Origin of the sequence: Paenibacillus mendelii, from assembly GCF_024498075.1 — a bacterium.
GTDB classification, from domain to species: Bacteria; Bacillota; Bacilli; order Paenibacillales; family Paenibacillaceae; genus Paenibacillus_Z; species Paenibacillus_Z mendelii.
This window is the reverse complement of sequence record NZ_JANHOF010000001.1, coordinates 1,112,079-1,127,550: the sequence shown is the minus strand read 5'-3', so window position 1 is coordinate 1,127,550 and position 15,472 is coordinate 1,112,079. Positions and strand designations below refer to the sequence as shown.

18 protein-coding genes are annotated in these 15,472 nt (G+C 50.4%); 15 read left to right on the top strand and 3 right to left on the bottom strand.

The window, feature by feature from the left end; genetic code table 11:
* Positions 1-21 precede the first annotated feature (21 nt).
* Positions 22-738, top strand: a complete 717-nt coding sequence (locus NNL21_RS05065; protein WP_204816332.1) for a response regulator transcription factor — start codon at positions 22-24, stop codon at positions 736-738.
* Between the two features lie 3 nt (positions 739-741).
* Positions 742-2,175, top strand: a complete 1,434-nt coding sequence (locus tag NNL21_RS05060) for a HAMP domain-containing sensor histidine kinase (protein ID WP_204816331.1) — start codon at positions 742-744, stop codon at positions 2,173-2,175.
* Positions 2,176-2,306: 131 nt separating this feature from the next.
* Here the strand turns inward: NNL21_RS05060 and serA are convergent, their stop codons facing one another.
* Entirely contained in the window at positions 2,307-3,899 is a 1,593-nt protein-coding gene (gene serA / locus NNL21_RS05055) for a phosphoglycerate dehydrogenase (protein ID WP_204816330.1), read from the bottom strand.
* Between the two features lie 393 nt (positions 3,900-4,292).
* Between serA and NNL21_RS05050 the strand changes: the two genes are divergently transcribed.
* Positions 4,293-4,619, top strand: coding sequence for a rhodanese-like domain-containing protein (locus NNL21_RS05050; RefSeq protein ID WP_204816329.1), 327 nt, complete (start codon positions 4,293-4,295; stop codon positions 4,617-4,619).
* 17 nt (positions 4,620-4,636) lie between these two features.
* On the opposite strand, the gene NNL21_RS05045 is transcribed toward NNL21_RS05050, so the two are convergent.
* On the bottom strand, positions 4,637-5,563 hold the full coding sequence (locus tag NNL21_RS05045; RefSeq protein WP_204816328.1) for a hypothetical protein: 927 nt from the start codon (positions 5,561-5,563) through the stop codon (positions 4,637-4,639).
* Between the two features lie 110 nt (positions 5,564-5,673).
* Here NNL21_RS05045 and NNL21_RS05040 point away from each other — a divergent pair, with 110 nt between their 5' ends.
* Genes NNL21_RS05040 through NNL21_RS05030 form a run of 3 tightly spaced genes read left to right on the top strand, consistent with a single transcriptional unit; the run spans position 5,674 to position 7,323 of the window.
* The gene (locus NNL21_RS05040) at positions 5,674-6,267 is read left to right on the top strand and encodes a CPBP family intramembrane glutamic endopeptidase (protein WP_204816327.1); all 594 of its coding nucleotides are present in this window, start codon (positions 5,674-5,676) and stop codon (positions 6,265-6,267) included.
* Positions 6,264-6,494 carry a hypothetical protein gene (locus NNL21_RS05035; protein WP_204816326.1) on the top strand — a complete coding sequence of 77 codons (231 nt, stop codon included), beginning with the start codon at positions 6,264-6,266 and terminating at the stop codon, positions 6,492-6,494. The genes NNL21_RS05040 and NNL21_RS05035 overlap by 4 nt, the downstream gene beginning before the upstream one ends.
* Entirely contained in the window at positions 6,484-7,323 is an 840-nt protein-coding gene (locus tag NNL21_RS05030; protein WP_204816325.1) for a metallophosphoesterase, read from the top strand. The genes NNL21_RS05035 and NNL21_RS05030 overlap by 11 nt, the downstream gene beginning before the upstream one ends.
* Here NNL21_RS05030 and NNL21_RS05025 read toward each other — a convergent pair.
* Positions 7,295-8,233: a polysaccharide deacetylase family protein gene (locus tag NNL21_RS05025; RefSeq protein ID WP_204816324.1), complete on the bottom strand. Its 939-nt coding sequence runs from the start codon at positions 8,231-8,233 to the stop codon at positions 7,295-7,297. The genes NNL21_RS05030 and NNL21_RS05025 overlap by 29 nt on opposite strands.
* Positions 8,234-8,475: 242 nt before the next feature.
* Here NNL21_RS05025 and NNL21_RS05020 point away from each other — a divergent pair, with 242 nt between their 5' ends.
* The 9 genes from NNL21_RS05020 to cmk all read left to right on the top strand — a co-directional run bounded on the left by NNL21_RS05020 (position 8,476) and on the right by cmk (position 15,471).
* The gene (locus NNL21_RS05020; protein ID WP_204816323.1) at positions 8,476-8,793 is read left to right on the top strand and encodes a hypothetical protein; all 318 of its coding nucleotides are present in this window, start codon (positions 8,476-8,478) and stop codon (positions 8,791-8,793) included.
* Positions 8,794-9,044: 251 nt separating this feature from the next.
* A complete protein-coding gene (locus NNL21_RS05015; protein ID WP_204816322.1) occupies positions 9,045-9,650 on the top strand; it encodes a genetic competence negative regulator in 606 nt (201 codons plus the stop codon).
* Between the two features lie 167 nt (positions 9,651-9,817).
* A complete protein-coding gene (locus NNL21_RS05010; RefSeq protein WP_204816321.1) occupies positions 9,818-11,068 on the top strand; it encodes a Glu/Leu/Phe/Val family dehydrogenase in 1,251 nt (416 codons plus the stop codon).
* 119 nt (positions 11,069-11,187) lie between these two features.
* Positions 11,188-11,883: a glutamic-type intramembrane protease PrsW gene (prsW, locus tag NNL21_RS05005; protein ID WP_204816775.1), complete on the top strand. Its 696-nt coding sequence runs from the start codon at positions 11,188-11,190 to the stop codon at positions 11,881-11,883.
* A gap of 70 nt (positions 11,884-11,953) precedes the next feature.
* Positions 11,954-12,112, top strand: coding sequence for a hypothetical protein (locus tag NNL21_RS05000; protein ID WP_204816320.1), 159 nt, complete (start codon positions 11,954-11,956; stop codon positions 12,110-12,112).
* 104 nt (positions 12,113-12,216) lie between these two features.
* Positions 12,217-13,551 (top strand): germination protein YpeB, encoded by a 1,335-nt coding sequence (ypeB, locus tag NNL21_RS04995; protein WP_204816319.1) that lies wholly within the window; start codon positions 12,217-12,219, stop codon positions 13,549-13,551.
* A gap of 110 nt (positions 13,552-13,661) precedes the next feature.
* Positions 13,662-14,315, top strand: a complete 654-nt coding sequence (locus tag NNL21_RS04990; RefSeq protein ID WP_204816318.1) for a flagellar brake protein — start codon at positions 13,662-13,664, stop codon at positions 14,313-14,315.
* Positions 14,316-14,406: 91 nt separating this feature from the next.
* Entirely contained in the window at positions 14,407-14,622 is a 216-nt protein-coding gene (locus NNL21_RS04985; protein WP_204816317.1) for a hypothetical protein, read from the top strand.
* A gap of 180 nt (positions 14,623-14,802) precedes the next feature.
* Positions 14,803-15,471, top strand: a complete 669-nt coding sequence (cmk, locus tag NNL21_RS04980; protein WP_204816774.1) for a (d)CMP kinase — start codon at positions 14,803-14,805, stop codon at positions 15,469-15,471.
* Position 15,472 lies beyond the last annotated feature (1 nt).

Here is a 15,472-nt window from a genome sequence, read left to right as displayed (position 1 = left end):
TTGAGAGAGGAGCAGGCTCGCATGACCGAACAGTTACACCGCATACTTATCGTAGACGATGAAGAACGGATTCGCAGGTTGCTCAAAATGTACTTGGAAAAAGAGGGCTATATGATCGAGGAAGCCGAGGACGGGGAGTCCGCGTTGAGGCTCGCCACTGGCAGCGATTTCGATCTGATTCTGCTAGATGTCATGCTTCCGGGCATTGACGGCATCGAGGTGTGCTCACGGCTTAGGCAGGTGAAGGCGACACCGGTCATTATGCTGACGGCGAAAGGCGAAGAGATGAACCGCGTGCAAGGATTCGAGGTTGGCGCCGACGATTACGTCGTGAAGCCATTCAGCCCGCGTGAAGTCATCTATCGCGTGAAGGCAATCCTGCGCCGCTCTTCTGCAACGGCATTTCTAACCAAAGAAGCATTAACGAGCAATAATATCGTATTTCCGCATCTCATCATCGAGCATGATGCACACAGGGTCATGGCTGGAGGGCAAGAGGTCAGCTTAACGCCTAAGGAGTATGAGCTGCTTCATTATCTCGCGATATCGCCAGACAAAGTGTTCTCCCGCGAGGAACTGCTCAAGGATGTATGGAACTATGAGTTTTTCGGCGATTTGCGAACGGTTGACACACATGTGAAACGGCTTCGCGAGAAGCTGAACAAGGTATCGCCGGAAGCGGCTACCATGATTACGACTGTATGGGGCGTCGGGTATAAGCTCGAAGTGCAGAAATAGCGTATGTTGTGGCGCAGTGTAGTCGGTAAGCTATGGATTACGATTATTATGCTCGTAGCGGTCGTGCTCATCATTCTGGGAATGTTTCTGCTGCAGTACATCGATGTTGCATTCACGAAGAATTCACATGAAGTGAAAGTGTTGTTTATCTATACGGGGATCATTGGATTCTTGCTATCTACATTCTTTGCGTTCTTCCTGTCTACCAAAATTACGCAGCCGCTTATTCAGATGAAAACGGCAGCCGACCTCATCGCCAAAGGAGAGTACAGGACTCGCGTACCGATTCGGTCAACGGATGAAATCGGTGATTTGGCCAATACCTTCAACCATATGGCGTCGGAGCTCGACACACTCATCAAGGATCTGAATCATGAGAAGGATCATCTAGCGAGCGTATTGCGGAGTATGGCAGATGCGGTCATCACTTTCGATGCGGCCGGAAAGGTGATCTTGGCCAATCCGCCCGGACAGCAGCTCATTAAGCGTTGGAACGAGCTGGAATGGAAAGAAGATGACCCAGGTCAGGCGTCACGTGACAGCAATCAGGTTCCCGACCCGCTGTTAGAGCTGTACCGTACGATTCTGCAGCATGGGCGCGATATGACGGACAAAATACATGTGCAGAGCGGTGTATGGTCGGTCGTTATGGCACCTCTCAAGTCGGATGATACCGTTCGGGGAGCGGTTGCGGTGATGCGTAATGTGACAGAGGAATCGAAGCTGGAGAAGCTGCGGCGTGACTTTGTCGCGAACGTCTCGCATGAGATTCGAACACCGCTCTCGATGCTGCAAGGGTACAGTGAAGCGCTGCTCGATGATATTGCGGCTTCGCCGGAGGAACGTCAAGAGCTCGTACAGGTTATCCATGATGAATCGCTTCGGATGGGGCGGCTTGTGAAGGATTTGCTTGATTTGGCTCGTATGGAAGCCGGTCATATCGAGATGAGGCTGGATCGGGTCGACTTGGCAGCGTTAGTCAAGCGTGTGCATCGTAAATTTCTGGTTTACGCGAAGGAGCGGGGCATCACCTTGCTCTGCACGCTGCCGGAAGCAGACCTTCATATCCAAGCCGGCGACGAAGACCGTCTGGAACAGGTGCTGACGAATCTGCTTGATAACGCACTTCGTCACACCCAGAGCGGAGCTGAAATTGAGATAGCTGCCCAGTATGGGCAAGTAGATGACAAACCTTTTGTTGCGCTTAAAATTCAGGACGAAGGCCAGGGGATACCGCAGGAGGATCTTCCTTATATCTTCGAGCGGTTCTACAAGGCTGATAAGGCTCGCACGCGCGGTGCTACATCGGGCGGTACAGGACTAGGACTTGCCATCGTCAAGAACATCATTGAGGCGCATCATGGGCGGATCGATGTAACGAGCACTATCGGCAAAGGTACGACATTCACCATGCTGCTTCCTGTCGAAGCACAATAGATCATGAGAAGCGTTCCCTCCGTGGAGCGCTTTTTTTGTTGAAGGAAGCCGACAAATCTTGTTGTTCGTGAAACAATTTGCGCCACAACAATAAAAAACACCGTCCGAATGATATCGGACGGTGCTCAGTTTTAGAGAAGTATGATCTCTTTGGCGCTATTCAGATGCGCGACTTTCACGATTTCGGAGAGTGTTTCCTTCGGTACGACTTTATCTACGGTTAGCACCATAATGGCTGCTCCGCCAACAAGCTGACGTCCGACCTGCATCGTAGCGATGTTGACGTCGTTATTGCCCAGCAGTGTACCAACGCGTCCGATAATACCCGGCTTATCGTTATGCGAGACCAGAATGATGTTGCCTTCCGGCGTAACATCGACAGGGAATTTATCGATTTGAACGATTCTTGGGCCGTAGCCTGTCAGAAGCGTGCCCGCAACCTGGCGTTCCTCTTTCTTCGTCCGCAGCGTAACCGTCACGAGGTTCGTAAAGTCTTTCGATGCGTTAGTCGTTTGACTGACGATGTTAACACTGCGTTCCTTGGCCAAGTGCATCGAGTTCACGATATTCACTTGGTCCAGACCCAGATGGTGGGCCAAGACGCCTCGAACAATATAACGGGTAAGCGGTTTGGTATCGACTTCAGCCAGTTCGCCGGAATAGCTAACGGTAATCTCTTCAACGGCGGCTTCGGTGAGCTGAGCGGCGAAGCTGCCGAGCTTCTCGCCGAGGCGGAAGTAAGGCTGCAGCTTGTTCAATACGTTAGGCGGAATAGGCGGCATATTCATCGCGTTCGAGAACGGCTGATCGCGAAGAATATTCAATACCTGCTCCGATACATCGATCGCTACATTCTCTTGCGCTTCGATCGTCGAAGCTCCAAGGTGTGGAGTAACGATGATTTTCGGATGGGTAAAGAACGGATGATCCGCTGCAGGAGGCTCGACCTCGAATACGTCGAACGCCGCTCCTGCGACGATGCCTTGATCGATCGCTTCCACGAGCGCTTGCTCATCTATAAGTCCGCCACGGGCACAGTTGACGATGCGCATGCCCTTCTTCATCACTTCAAATTGCGGGCTCGAAATCATATGGCGGGTCTCTGGATTCAGCGGTGTATGAACGGTCATGAAATCTGCATTGCGTACGATTTCGTCAATGGTAGAGAAGCGGATACCGCTTTTCTCTGCACGTTCCTCGGTTAGGAATGGGTCATAGCCCCATACTTCCATCCCGAACGCCTTCGCGCGTTTGGCGACCTCGCTGCCGATGCGGCCTGTGCCGAGAACGCCAAGGATCTTGTTGCGCAGCTCAACGCCGACAAATGATTTGCGGTCCCATTGTCCGCTAATGGTTTTCTGGTATGCTTGCGGAATATGACGAGCGAGGGCCATCATCATGGCGAAGGTATGCTCACAGGTCGTGATCGTGTTGCCGTCTGGCGCATTGATGACAATAATCCCGCGTTGAGTAGCAGCTTCCAAATCGATATTATCTACGCCGACGCCTGCGCGTCCGACGACTTTAAGCTGTTTGCCGGCATCCATGATTCTAGCCGTCACGCGTGTTTGACTGCGCACGAGGAGGGCGTCATATTCGCCGATAATGGCGATGAGCTCGTCCTCACTGAGACCTGGCTTCTTGTCAACGGTAACGTCTGCTGCTTCAACTAGCTGTTGGATACCTAGATCGCTGATCGGGTCTGAGACCAATACTTTGAACATAGTGATAGTGCCTCCTAAAAGTTTTGTGCAGCTATGCTTCCTTGAGTATCGTCGAAACAAAACTTGCTTCGGGAGCATTAGCCGTTTTGTGCAGTGCAGCTATGCTTCCGAAGTACTCCGATTGCAAAGCCAACATAAATTCATGTGTTTATGTAGAAGTGAAAAACCCTCGCCTGCCGCTTATTTGAAGAAGCGGGACGAGAGTCGATTCTCAAAAAAAACGGTTTTCATCTGAAGCCGTCTCCGGCAGTTAAATTCGATGAGCGCGGCTACCATGTTAATCTATCCTATTTTATAGCAAGGATGCGGATGAATGCAATGCCGAAACTTGCCCAATTGTGAAAATTTCGTTATGATCAAGGGCAAGAATACGCAAAAAACGGGGTGTTATCGATGGAACAATGGATCGATATAGATCCGAGATCATTTGTCGGCATGCTCGATAATGGAGAGCTGGAGGCTTCCCAAATCATCGATGTGCGGGAACCGGAAGAATGGGACTATTACCACTTGGAGCAATCGACCCTGATTCCGATGCAAACCATTCCAAGCCGTGCAGGCGAGCTGCCCAGTGATAAACCGGTGTATATCCTATGCGCACATGGCGTCCGAAGCATGGCGGTTTGCCGCTATTTGAATGACAAAGGCTATGGAAACCTCCGCAATGTGTCAGGCGGGATGGCGGCCATAGCCTCAATTTATGGATTCCAATACGATTAAAGCGTTATGTAACGGTTCTATTTCTGTTCCGTATAGAAAAAAGGAAGCTGCGGCAGAAGCTCGTCCGCATAGAGCTTGGCTTTGCTGCTGGTAAAATCGCCTGAGCGTACGGCTTGCGTGCTGATGAGCAGATCGACAATGGAATCAACCGTCTTCATTTTCATTTTGCTTGCTTGCCCGGAATTGATGAATTCATCGACGCGGGACGTTAAATCCTGTGGAAAGTAGGACGCAAATTGTTTGCGTGCGTTCAACTGATCGGCCATCAGCTTGTTTTTGATCGTAAGTGAAAGTGACTTCCACGAATTAATTTGCAGGACGGATTGCGCTTCATAATGATCAGGTATATTCGGATCAATCGAGCTGCTCCACTTCAGCATGGCGGAATAGTAGTTCTGCTGGCCGGCCATCGCTTGCTTCACGCCTTCTACATAATAAGCATCTTGGTTCAATGCATCGATGAGCTCGGTTACTTCCATGCTTTTCGCAGAACCAGCTCCTCTGGAAGCGGCCTTGCTGAACAGTTTCAGGCTTTTCATAATTTCGACCTGGGATTGCCCCAGAAGCGGCGACGATGCTGGAAAACTGCTGCTGCCTGCCGCGGCATACTTTTGGTTGGCGAGACTGGTCAATTCCTTCAGCGCCGAGGCGGGATCCGAGAGCTGCCCGGTCGACATCTTGCTAAAGGTTTGGAACCATTCAGCTTGAAATTCACGATAAGGCAAAAATACGGTATGATAGAAAGAGACGAGATCCTGTTGCTGGTACGCAGTTGCGTTCTTTACATTGCCGCTGCTCAAATGCTTGGTCTGCTCAATAAACTTGGCTTCGGTTTTATCCGAGCCCATCTTGACCCCGTAGAAAAAGGCGCCCACTGCGAAAACGAGCATAAAGAGGAAGCCAAGACTAAAGAGCATTTCGGTACGTGTCAGTCGTTTCTCCATGATTATCTCCTTCATTACAAATATCGTCAAAAAACTGGATCAATTGTCCTATAAGTATAGGTTAAATTGGTTTAAAAGAAAATATTAACCTTCACGAATGGCGGTAAAGTATGAAAAAATTCGACATGAGCAAATTCAAGCTTCGTAAGGTGACAATCGATGAGCTCGACGACCGTATGCTGCTTATTAATTTGTATGCGACACAAGCGATTACTTTTATTATCGGTTTCATATGGATATTATTTCAGCATCGGAATCCATTTTTATTATTTACTTTACCGCAGAATTCGACATATATCTTGTGGGGGTTAGGTCTTGGGGCCCTTGTGATCGCGGTTGACGTCCTTGTGTCGCGTTTCGTACCCGAGGAAGTTGGGGATGACGGAGGCATTAATGACCGGATTTTCAAGAATCGAGCTTGGTGGCACATTATTTTATTGTCTTTCATTGTCTCCGTATGTGAAGAAACGTTGTTCCGCGGCGGCATTCAGCATTCGTTCGGTCCCTATTGGACGAGTATTATTTTTGCTGTCATTCATGTCCGTTATCTCAAGCATTGGATACCGACAGGACTCGTATTCTCGATCAGCTACGGCTTAGGCTGGATCTATGAGCAGACCGGTACGCTCTGGGCGCCGATCATCGCGCATTTTCTGGTCGATATGATTATGGGTTTTGTTATCCGTTACCGGAGGGAAACATGAGCAGGATGGAGAAATTCGGCAGCCGCCGCGCTACGGCAGCACCGAGAGATCAAACTAAATTGGATTCCCGCAATGGCTTGTCGGACGGCGAACTGCCGTCAAGGCGTATCAAACATCCGTCAAATAAGAAGCAAATGACGCAATGGTTATATCGGGCTCAAATCGTTATTTATTTAATGCTTGTGATCGGATTGCTGATGTGGGGGAAGAAGATGTATGGGTTATGAGATAGCGGTCGCCTTAATAATAGTCGTCGTCCTTGCCGTTGGTATTATTCTGTTCATGATAAGCGCGTCCTACCGGTACAAATTAGACCGGCAAAGCATATCGGTGAGCCAGCTTCCGGCTTCATTCGACGGAACGAAAATCCTCTTTCTGTCGGACATACATCGCCGCGTCATTCCCGATAAGGTCATCCAACGCTGCAAGGAGGCCGGAGGGGCTGAGCTCGTATTCATTGGCGGCGACCTGCGCGAGAAGGGCGTGCCGCTCCAGCGCAGCCGGGATAATATACGCAAGCTCAGTACGATCGCCCCGATTTATATGGTATACGGCAATCATGATTATGATGAGGACATACGGGCATTCGACGTCATGTTAAGGGATGAGGGGGTACGGGTGCTCGTCAATGAGTCTGTCATTCTGGAGCAGGGGGATGGCAGCCGCATCCGCTTGATTGGCGTCGATGATCCTCGAACGGGGAGAGACCGTTTGGAGATGGCGCTGCGTGAAGCCAGGGACGATGAAGGGACATTCACCATGCTGCTTGCGCATGATCCCATCCTCGTCGATAAGCTGCAGTCCTGCGATCGGGTAGATCTCGTCTTCTCCGGCCATACGCATGGCGGCCAAATATCGCTGCCCATGCTTGGTTCGATTCTAAGGTCCGCGTACAGCAGAGGCTGGTTTTCGGTGGGCAATACCGAAACAACCGGGTCGGCATCGGCCTCCCGGTTGTTCGTTAGCTGCGGCTTTGGTACCTCGAGGATACCGCTGCGATATAATGCGCCCGCCGAGTATCATCTCTTTACTTTGCAGTGTCCGGCTGCGGACTAAGCTCAATAGAAGCAGGATCGATGAAGCCGTATCCTTTCTGTTCCAGCTTGGTGAGCAAGGTATCCAGCGCTTCGGCGGTCCAAGGCAATTCATGCATCAGAATATTGGCGCCGGGATGCAGTTGCTCCAACACGTTCTCGATCACTTTGTCCGGCTTGTCTTTCGTGCTTTTATCCCAATCCAAGGATCCATTGGACCATGTCATGAACAGCATGCCATGGTTTTTTACTATTTTCTTTACTTGATCGCCGCCAGAACCGAAGGGCGGGCGAAAGAATACAGGGGACTTGCCAATCGTGTCTTTCACAATTTGTTGAACGTCGCCGATCTGTTTCGCTGCCGAAGCCGCTGTCTCTTTCTTCAGATCAATATGGTCCCACGAGTGATTGCCGATTGTTTGCCCGCGATCGGCAATTTTAGTGAGCAGCTCCGGATGCTTCTTCACGCGGTAACCATTCACGAAGAAAATGGCCTTTGCTTTGTGTTTATCTAAGGTGTCGAGCATGGATGTGAGCATCTCGTCTTCCTTGGGACCATCGTCGAAGGTCAGCAGGACAACTTTGTCGGTTGTAGTCGATGGATCGATCGGAACAAACCGGTAGGCCTTGTTCATGGTATACAGCTTCTTCGTCTCCGCATCCGCTTCGGGCTTTTGCTCCGAATCCGGATGGGACTGTCCGGGATTGGCAGTACCCGCAGACCCTCCGGCTGGCGGGGAGGTGGAATCCGGCTTATCGACAGGTGCGTTTGCGCCTGAATGATCGTTCTGGTTCAAGTCCTCAACAGGCGGCTTGGCCTGGGTCTCCGTATTGCTTGGGATCGGTTCATTCTCCTTTGCTCCGCATCCTGCCAGCAAGCCGGCAGCAAGAGCGGAAACGATCAAGGTTTGTGTAATATGCTGTCTGCGCATCTATCCATCCTCCTGTGCCTTACTTGGATCCTATTAGAAGTTTTCTCTCCATTGTAGCATAGACCGCAACCGCAGGCCGCAGCATAAAACGGACTTCCTTCTTTTGGAGAGGGATGACCCGGTTCGGGCAAGGTCAAACTAACTACGGATCAAATCATCAAGCGTTATTCTATCTGTTACCCGTAATGGCGCGGGATAACACGAGGGTGAATAACTCTACACATGAACAAGGAGGAATACCGATGAAATGGAGCGGGTTTATTATTGGCGGTATAGCGGGTATGGCGGCAGTCGCTTACATGTCTAAGAAAAGGCCAGGGTGGGTCGCATGGGCGGGAACAGCCGCGGGCGAGGCCGTCTCGGGCATGAAAGGCAGAGCGATCAATGCGGTCATGAAACAAAAATTTGGCCCCGAAACAACGGTGACTGCTCCGAAGCATTCCAGCGCTTCCAGAGGCAGGAATTCAGAGGCCTGGGGACAAATTGAAATGATAATGAACAGCGATCCTGAAGTAAAGCGGGAAGCCGAGCAAATCGCAGCACAAAACCCATCGCATTAAACTGATAAAAAGAAGATCGCCCAGCTGTCCATGTACGAATAAAAATGGACAGCTGGAGCGATTCTTTTTTTAACGATCTAGTGCATTCCAAGGACATAAATGATAACATGGTTACATAGCACGATTTAAGCACACATCGCTTTCTGCTTCATACGCTGTTTATAACAGAAACTGCCGCGTTACTTGCGCTTTCGAAGTCTGTTTTGCTCCGTAAACACGAAGCAGATACTTTCGAAAAGGGGGATCCTATCATGAAAATCGAACGACTCAATCAAGACAAAATACGAATTTTTCTGACGTTCGACGACTTGCTGGAGCGTGGGATCCAGAAGGAAGACATGTGGCGCGAAATTCCGAAGGTGCATGAGTTGTTCAGCGAGATGATGGATCAAGCCTATACGGAACTCGGGTTTGATGCAAGCGGCCCGCTTGCCGTTGAAGTGTTCGCTCTTCCTGCACAAGGAATGGTCGTCATTGTAACGCGGGGCAAAGTGCACGGTAAGTCCGAAGATGGACTTCAGGAAGAAGAGCAGGACGAGGACGAGTACGAGCTTGAGGTCACGCTCGAACAAAGCGACGTCGTGTTGTATGCATTCCGGGACATTGAAGACGTCATCTCCGCATGTAAGCAGCTGCATGCAGCCGATCTTACGGAAGACGGACGTCTGTACGCATATAACGGTAAGTATATGCTCGCTTTCGAACCGGTTGGTTTGGAACTTGCCCGGTACCATGCTATTATCGCCCTACTCGCCGAATACGGTGAAGCGGCATCCGTAACAACAGCTGTATTGGACGAATACGGTAAAGTCATTATGCCTGCCAAAGCCGTCTTGGAAATTTGCACTCATTTTTAACTGCTTGAATTGTGAGAGCATCAGCTGCGGTACTACCGTGCGCGGGATGCTCTTTTATTGTGCGTATAAATATCCGTTAAGCGGCCGTTGGGCGAGCGCTGTCGCTTTTCGCATATCCCGCCAGTTTCCCGCCCATATTAGTCATTGAAAAGGTGGTGACGGTTCTGATGAGCAGCATAGATTCAAGCAATGTTCTGAAGCAGACGCAGATTGTCATTGAGGAAGCGCTGGGCAAGCTGGGATACGGCGAAGATATGATTGAACTGTTGAAGGAGCCCATGCGCCTGCTGACGGTTCGCATTCCGGTTCGGATGGACGACGGGAAGACGCGTGTTTTTCTCGGATACCGGGCTCAGCATAATGATGCGGTCGGACCGACCAAGGGTGGCGTCCGCTTTCATCCCGATGTCAATGAACAGGAAGTCAAAGCGCTGTCGATTTGGATGAGTCTCAAATGCGGGATAGCGGATCTTCCTTACGGCGGAGGCAAAGGCGGCATTGTTTGCGATCCCCGCAAGATGTCATTCCGCGAGCTGGAGAGACTTAGCCGCGGCTATGTGCGTGCAATAAGCCAGATCGTAGGTCCGACCAAGGATATTCCAGCCCCTGACGTCATGACAAACTCCCAAATCATGGCGTGGATGATGGACGAATACAGCCGCATACGCGAGTTTGACTCACCAGGATTTATTACCGGCAAGCCGATTGTCCTAGGCGGTTCGCAGGGGAGAGAAACAGCGACGGCGCGGGGTGTGGCCATCATGATTCACGAGGCCATGAAGAAGAAGGGAATCCCTCTTCATGAAGCACGGGTTGTCATCCAAGGCTTCGGAAACGCAGGCAGCTACCTGGCCAAATTCATGTATGAGGCCGGTGCCAAAGTTATTGCTATTTCGGATGTGCACGGAGCATTGTATAATGAAAGTGGGCTCAATATTGAAGATTTGCTCGAACGTCGTGATTCGTTCGGAATGGTAACGAACTTATTCCGCGAGACCATCACGAATGAGGAGCTGCTTAAACTCGATTGCGACGTACTTGTTCCAGCAGCCATTGAGAACCAAATTACAGCTCTTAATGCAAACGACATTCGTGCCCGAATCATTGTGGAGGCTGCCAATGGACCGACTACGCTCGAAGCGACTCGCATGGTAACGGATCGAGGCATTTTATTGGTTCCGGACGTACTTGCAAGCGGGGGAGGCGTCATTGTCTCATACTTCGAATGGGTCCAGAATAACCAAGGCTACTATTGGTCCGAGGCGGAAGTGGATGCCAAGCTTCGTGAAATGATGGTACGCGGCTTTAACCAAGTTTACGAGCTTCATCAAGCCCGGAATGTAGACATGCGGCTGGCTGCATACATGGTTGGTGTTCGGAAGATGGCGGAAGCCGTCCGATTAAGAGGCTGGGTATAGCTTGTGGAACAATCTTCGAGGAAGAACAAAGAATGCTGCACCCGAGTCGTTAGTGGGGGCAGCGTTTAAACAATATATCGCGGAAGCGACCGTAACGGGGGAGGTGACGAACAGGGATGATGCTGGTTTTATCCATATTGACAGCGGCAATTGCTCCGGGCGTAGCGCTGCTCACATATTTCTACTTAAAAGACCGGTACGATGCAGAGCCCGTCCATATGGTAATGAAAGTATTTTTCCTCGGCTTCCTTATCGTTCTGCCGATTATGGTCATCCAACGAGGCCTCATCTTGTGGTGGGGGGACAATCCATTCGTATCTGCTTTTATCGTATCGGCAGGTGTCGAGGAGCTGGTCAAGTGGTTCGTCTTGTATCATATTATCTACAATCACACGGAATTTGACGAGCCCTATGACGGCATTGTCTATGCGGTAGCCGTATCGCTGGGCTTTGCGACCGTCGAGAACGTGCTGTATGCCGTTTATCAGCCAACCTCATTCGCTCCACTGCTCATCAGGGCTCTGCTCCCGGTATCCGGTCATGCCTTGTTCGGTGTAACGATGGGCTATTATTTTGGCAAAGCCAAATTCGCAAGCGGCTCCCGAAGCCGCAAGCTTCTTCTTGCTTCGTTCTTGATTCCGGTGGTCGAGCACGGCGTGTATGATTGGATCATGGGATCAGGTACTGTCTATTGGATCTGGTTCATCGTGCCGCTCATGGTGTATTTATGGATCAAGGGACTGCGCAAAATGAACCGGGCCAATGCGAGATCGCCATTCCGGCTCTTAGGGCGGGAGGAAGAGGTTAAGTTATAGCGTTACCGTCCATAATAAGGAAGACGAGTTATCCAATTAAGCGGCTTGACGCATGGATGAGGAGGAAACGATGAGTTCGGCACGTGTAAAAGTAGCGATACGGTGCAGATCGTGCGGCGAGAAATTTGTACTGCGCGGACGCCGGGAAAAGGATCAAATCGATACGGGCTTCAAGCAGTGCATCTGTAATAACGCCTTGGATTTCGAAATCGAAGAGCTTGCTTTGTAGTTTCCCGGCGCAGGATTCACCCAAAAAACAAAAAACATGCATAAAGCTCCTTTTGGCAAACCAAACTAACACCAGGTTTTGCACAAGAAAGGAGCTTTTGTCTTATGTACCAACGATTAAGCGCGGTGCTGTTTCCCGTCATGTCGCTGTTTTTTATTGGATCCATTTATTGGGGATATCAAGAACATCAGGAGAAGAACTCCATCTTGATCAAAGCGGAGAACCAATATCAGCGCGCATTCCATGACTTGACCTACCATGTCCAGCAGGTGCACCGCGAGCTTGGCAACACGCTTGCGGTCCATTCGTCCTCGCAGGGGTATCAGCGCAAAGGACTTGTGAATGTGTGGCGCCTTACGAGTGAGGCTCAGAATGAAATCAATCAGCTGCCGCTCACGCTGCTTCCGTTCAACAAAACGGAAGAGTTTCTGTCCAAGATTGCAAACTTCGCTTATAAAACATCGGTACGCGACTTGACCAAACAGCCGCTTTCGTCAGATGAATATAAGACGCTGAAGACGCTCTATGCGAATTCCGAGCAAATATCGAAGGAACTGCAGGGCGTGCAGAGTACCGTGCTAGCCAGCAATTTACGTTGGATGGATGTGGAGCTTGCGCTTGCATCGGAGAATTCCAACCGGGACAACAGCATTATCGACGGCTTCAAAACAGTGGATAAGCAAGTAAGTGAATATCCGGAGATCAATTGGGGGCCTTCCGTCTCGAGCATGTATCAGAAGCGCACGATGCAAATGCTGGGCGGTGAGAAAAAAACGCCGGAGGATATTAAGAAGCTGGCGGCAAAATTTACCGATACGCATGACATGAAAGCGATACGTGTCGTTGAGAATGGAAAAGGCACGGAGTTTTCATCCTATTCCGCGACCGTGAAGCAGCCGAAGACAAAACGTACCATCCAAATGGATTTCACCCAGAAGGGTGGACAATTGATCTATTACATGGATCCGCGGGACGTTGGACAGAAGAAGGTGAGCGTCAAGGAGGCTCAAACCAAAGCCTTGGAATTTCTGTCGCGTCACGGCTACGATGGCATGAAGCCGATCATGTATGACGAATATGATAAGGTCGCAACATTCACATGTATCGCACAGCAGGATGGTGTCCTGCTCTATCCGGAGAAATTAACGGTCAAGGTCGCCATGGATAATGGAGAGGCTGTCGGTCTGCAGGCGGCGGATTATATGTACGAGCACCATAGCCGTAAAATTCCCAAACCGAAGCTGTCATCGACCGAAGCCCGTAAGCTTCTCAATCCAGACTTGAAGCGTCAATCAGAGAATCTAGCCATGATCATGAATGATTCTGGCGAAGAAGTGCTCTGTTACGAGTTTACCGGCAGGATTAACGGTGGGGTCTATAGGATCTATATCAATGCCGAAACCGGTATCGAGGAAACGATTGAACAGCTGCCAAAGTGACTTAAGATACAGGAAGAACGTGCGCTTGCGCACGTTCTTTTCATTTTCAAACCGTCTTCCCCATATTTCGACATCCTATGCTATAATCTAGAATTGGGAGGGACGAGACCATGCTGCCGAAAGTTAACCAATTTCTATTCCTGCAGGTGGCTTCATCCGATGAAGAGGAAGCCGCAGTGGAGTATAAATCCAGAATTGCAGATGAGAATGATAATGAGCTGCTGATCGAAATCCCTGTGCTGGAAGGGACGGGACGGTACAAACGTCTGTTTCTCGGGGATGAGCTATCTGCGTATTATTTATCCAGCGACGGCGTAAAGCACTACTTTAATTCGCATGTACTGGGCCTGAAAGAGGATGTTGTCCGGCTCGTTCGCATTCAGAAGCCGGATCCGGAATCGATTACGAAGGTTCAACGCCGGCACTTTCTGCGTGTGGGATCAGAGCTTGAGATCGCGATTAAGCTATCCGCGCATGTACGATTTGTTGGTATAACCGACGATGTCGGAGGCGGAGGCATCTCCTTTCTGTGCGACGGGAAGTGGCCGATTAAGTCGGGAACCGAGCTGGAATGCTGGTTGCTGGTTCCTTACCGGAATGGCTCGATCGAGCATGCCCAGTTCAAAGCGGAGGTCGTCCGGGTCAAGAAGATGGAGACCGGGCGTAATCAAGTGATGGCAAAGTATGCAAGCATTACCGACGGGGAGCGGCAAAAAATCATCCGCTACTGTTTTGAACGCCAGCTGGACGTTCGAAAAAGATAACCGAATACATAAGTAAGGCCTTTTGGAACGAATAAGGATACGTTTCATGGAAAAACTATCCCCAAACCATAGAAATGGGGGGGAGTTAGGGATGAACGTTAATCGCCTGAAGCCGCTCAAAAGGCGCCAGCTGGACCAACAATCCAAGCGGCTTACGAAATTGTCGGACGATGTAACCCAAATATTGAAAAAAATTGTCATAACGCTGTTGATTGCTGTCGTTATCAGTCAGCTGGCCATGCAATCCGGGGTGATTAGAAGGTGGGTAACGGGCGTGGACCGGCTTGAAGGAACCCCCTTCCAGTAGGTTCGCGTTCTTTGCACTTCCCTATCTAGTGTGGTATAATTTTCACAACCGCAGGCAGAGCCTGCTTTTTTCTTGATGCTTAGGAGCCTGTCTCTCTAAGGGAAGAGGCTCACAGCCGTTATAGGCTTTCGAGGAGGTCGCACATCGTTGAGCAAGGATGAGAGACTTTGCAGCGTGCGTATGAACGTGGCGATCGACGGACCTGCTGGTGCAGGTAAGAGTACGGTTGCCCGCAAAGTCGCCGAGCAACTAGGCTATATTTACATTGATACCGGCGCGATGTATCGTGCAGTAACGCTTGCCGCTAATCGGTCGGGTGTCAATCCGGATGAACCGGACAGGCTGGGAACGCTTATCTCGGGACTGGATATCCGGCTGGAGCCGGGCGTGAATGGCCAAACCGTGCTGTTAAACGGCGAGGATGTGACCGATGAGATTCGAACTCGCGAGGTTACACTCCGTGTGTCGCAGGTTGCCTCCCATGAGGTGGTTCGTGCGAAGCTTGTAGATTTGCAGCGTAAGCTAGCTTCCGCCAAAGGAATAGTCATGGACGGCCGGGACATCGGCACGCATGTGCTTCCGGATGCGGAGTTAAAAGTTTTTCTTACCGCAAGTGTTAAAACCCGGGCATTGAGAAGGTTTCAGGAACTCAAAGGTGACCAGCAGGTACCGCTTATGCAGCTGGAGCAAGAAATCGCCGAACGTGACCGAAGCGATGAACAACGGGTACACGCCCCTCTTGTTCGCGCGAAGGACGCGGTCGTCGTGGACAGTACGGAAATGACAATCGACCAAGTCGTAGAAGTTATTATAGACTTGAGCCGAACCAAAACGGCGGAGGCGAAGTAAA

What these genes read in the sequence shown, in the direction of transcription:
- NNL21_RS05065 (WP_204816332.1), top strand. Translation starts at nt 22, where the DNA reads ATGACCGAACAGTTACACCGCATACTTATCGTAGACGATGAAGAACGG.
- NNL21_RS05060 (WP_204816331.1), top strand. Translation starts at nt 742, where the DNA reads ATGTTGTGGCGCAGTGTAGTCGGTAAGCTATGGATTACGATTATTATG.
- serA (WP_204816330.1), bottom strand. Translation starts at nt 3,899, where the DNA reads ATGTTCAAAGTATTGGTCTCAGACCCGATCAGCGATCTAGGTATCCAA.
- NNL21_RS05050 (WP_204816329.1), top strand. Translation starts at nt 4,293, where the DNA reads ATGGAACAATGGATCGATATAGATCCGAGATCATTTGTCGGCATGCTC.
- NNL21_RS05045 (WP_204816328.1), bottom strand. Translation starts at nt 5,563, where the DNA reads ATGGAGAAACGACTGACACGTACCGAAATGCTCTTTAGTCTTGGCTTC.
- NNL21_RS05040 (WP_204816327.1), top strand. Translation starts at nt 5,674, where the DNA reads ATGAAAAAATTCGACATGAGCAAATTCAAGCTTCGTAAGGTGACAATC.
- NNL21_RS05035 (WP_204816326.1), top strand. Translation starts at nt 6,264, where the DNA reads ATGAGCAGGATGGAGAAATTCGGCAGCCGCCGCGCTACGGCAGCACCG.
- NNL21_RS05030 (WP_204816325.1), top strand. Translation starts at nt 6,484, where the DNA reads ATGGGTTATGAGATAGCGGTCGCCTTAATAATAGTCGTCGTCCTTGCC.
- NNL21_RS05025 (WP_204816324.1), bottom strand. Translation starts at nt 8,233, where the DNA reads ATGCGCAGACAGCATATTACACAAACCTTGATCGTTTCCGCTCTTGCT.
- NNL21_RS05020 (WP_204816323.1), top strand. Translation starts at nt 8,476, where the DNA reads ATGAAATGGAGCGGGTTTATTATTGGCGGTATAGCGGGTATGGCGGCA.
- NNL21_RS05015 (WP_204816322.1), top strand. Translation starts at nt 9,045, where the DNA reads ATGAAAATCGAACGACTCAATCAAGACAAAATACGAATTTTTCTGACG.
- NNL21_RS05010 (WP_204816321.1), top strand. Translation starts at nt 9,818, where the DNA reads ATGAGCAGCATAGATTCAAGCAATGTTCTGAAGCAGACGCAGATTGTC.
- prsW (WP_204816775.1), top strand. Translation starts at nt 11,188, where the DNA reads ATGCTGGTTTTATCCATATTGACAGCGGCAATTGCTCCGGGCGTAGCG.
- NNL21_RS05000 (WP_204816320.1), top strand. Translation starts at nt 11,954, where the DNA reads ATGAGTTCGGCACGTGTAAAAGTAGCGATACGGTGCAGATCGTGCGGC.
- ypeB (WP_204816319.1), top strand. Translation starts at nt 12,217, where the DNA reads ATGTACCAACGATTAAGCGCGGTGCTGTTTCCCGTCATGTCGCTGTTT.
- NNL21_RS04990 (WP_204816318.1), top strand. Translation starts at nt 13,662, where the DNA reads ATGCTGCCGAAAGTTAACCAATTTCTATTCCTGCAGGTGGCTTCATCC.
- NNL21_RS04985 (WP_204816317.1), top strand. Translation starts at nt 14,407, where the DNA reads ATGAACGTTAATCGCCTGAAGCCGCTCAAAAGGCGCCAGCTGGACCAA.
- cmk (WP_204816774.1), top strand. Translation starts at nt 14,803, where the DNA reads ATGAACGTGGCGATCGACGGACCTGCTGGTGCAGGTAAGAGTACGGTT.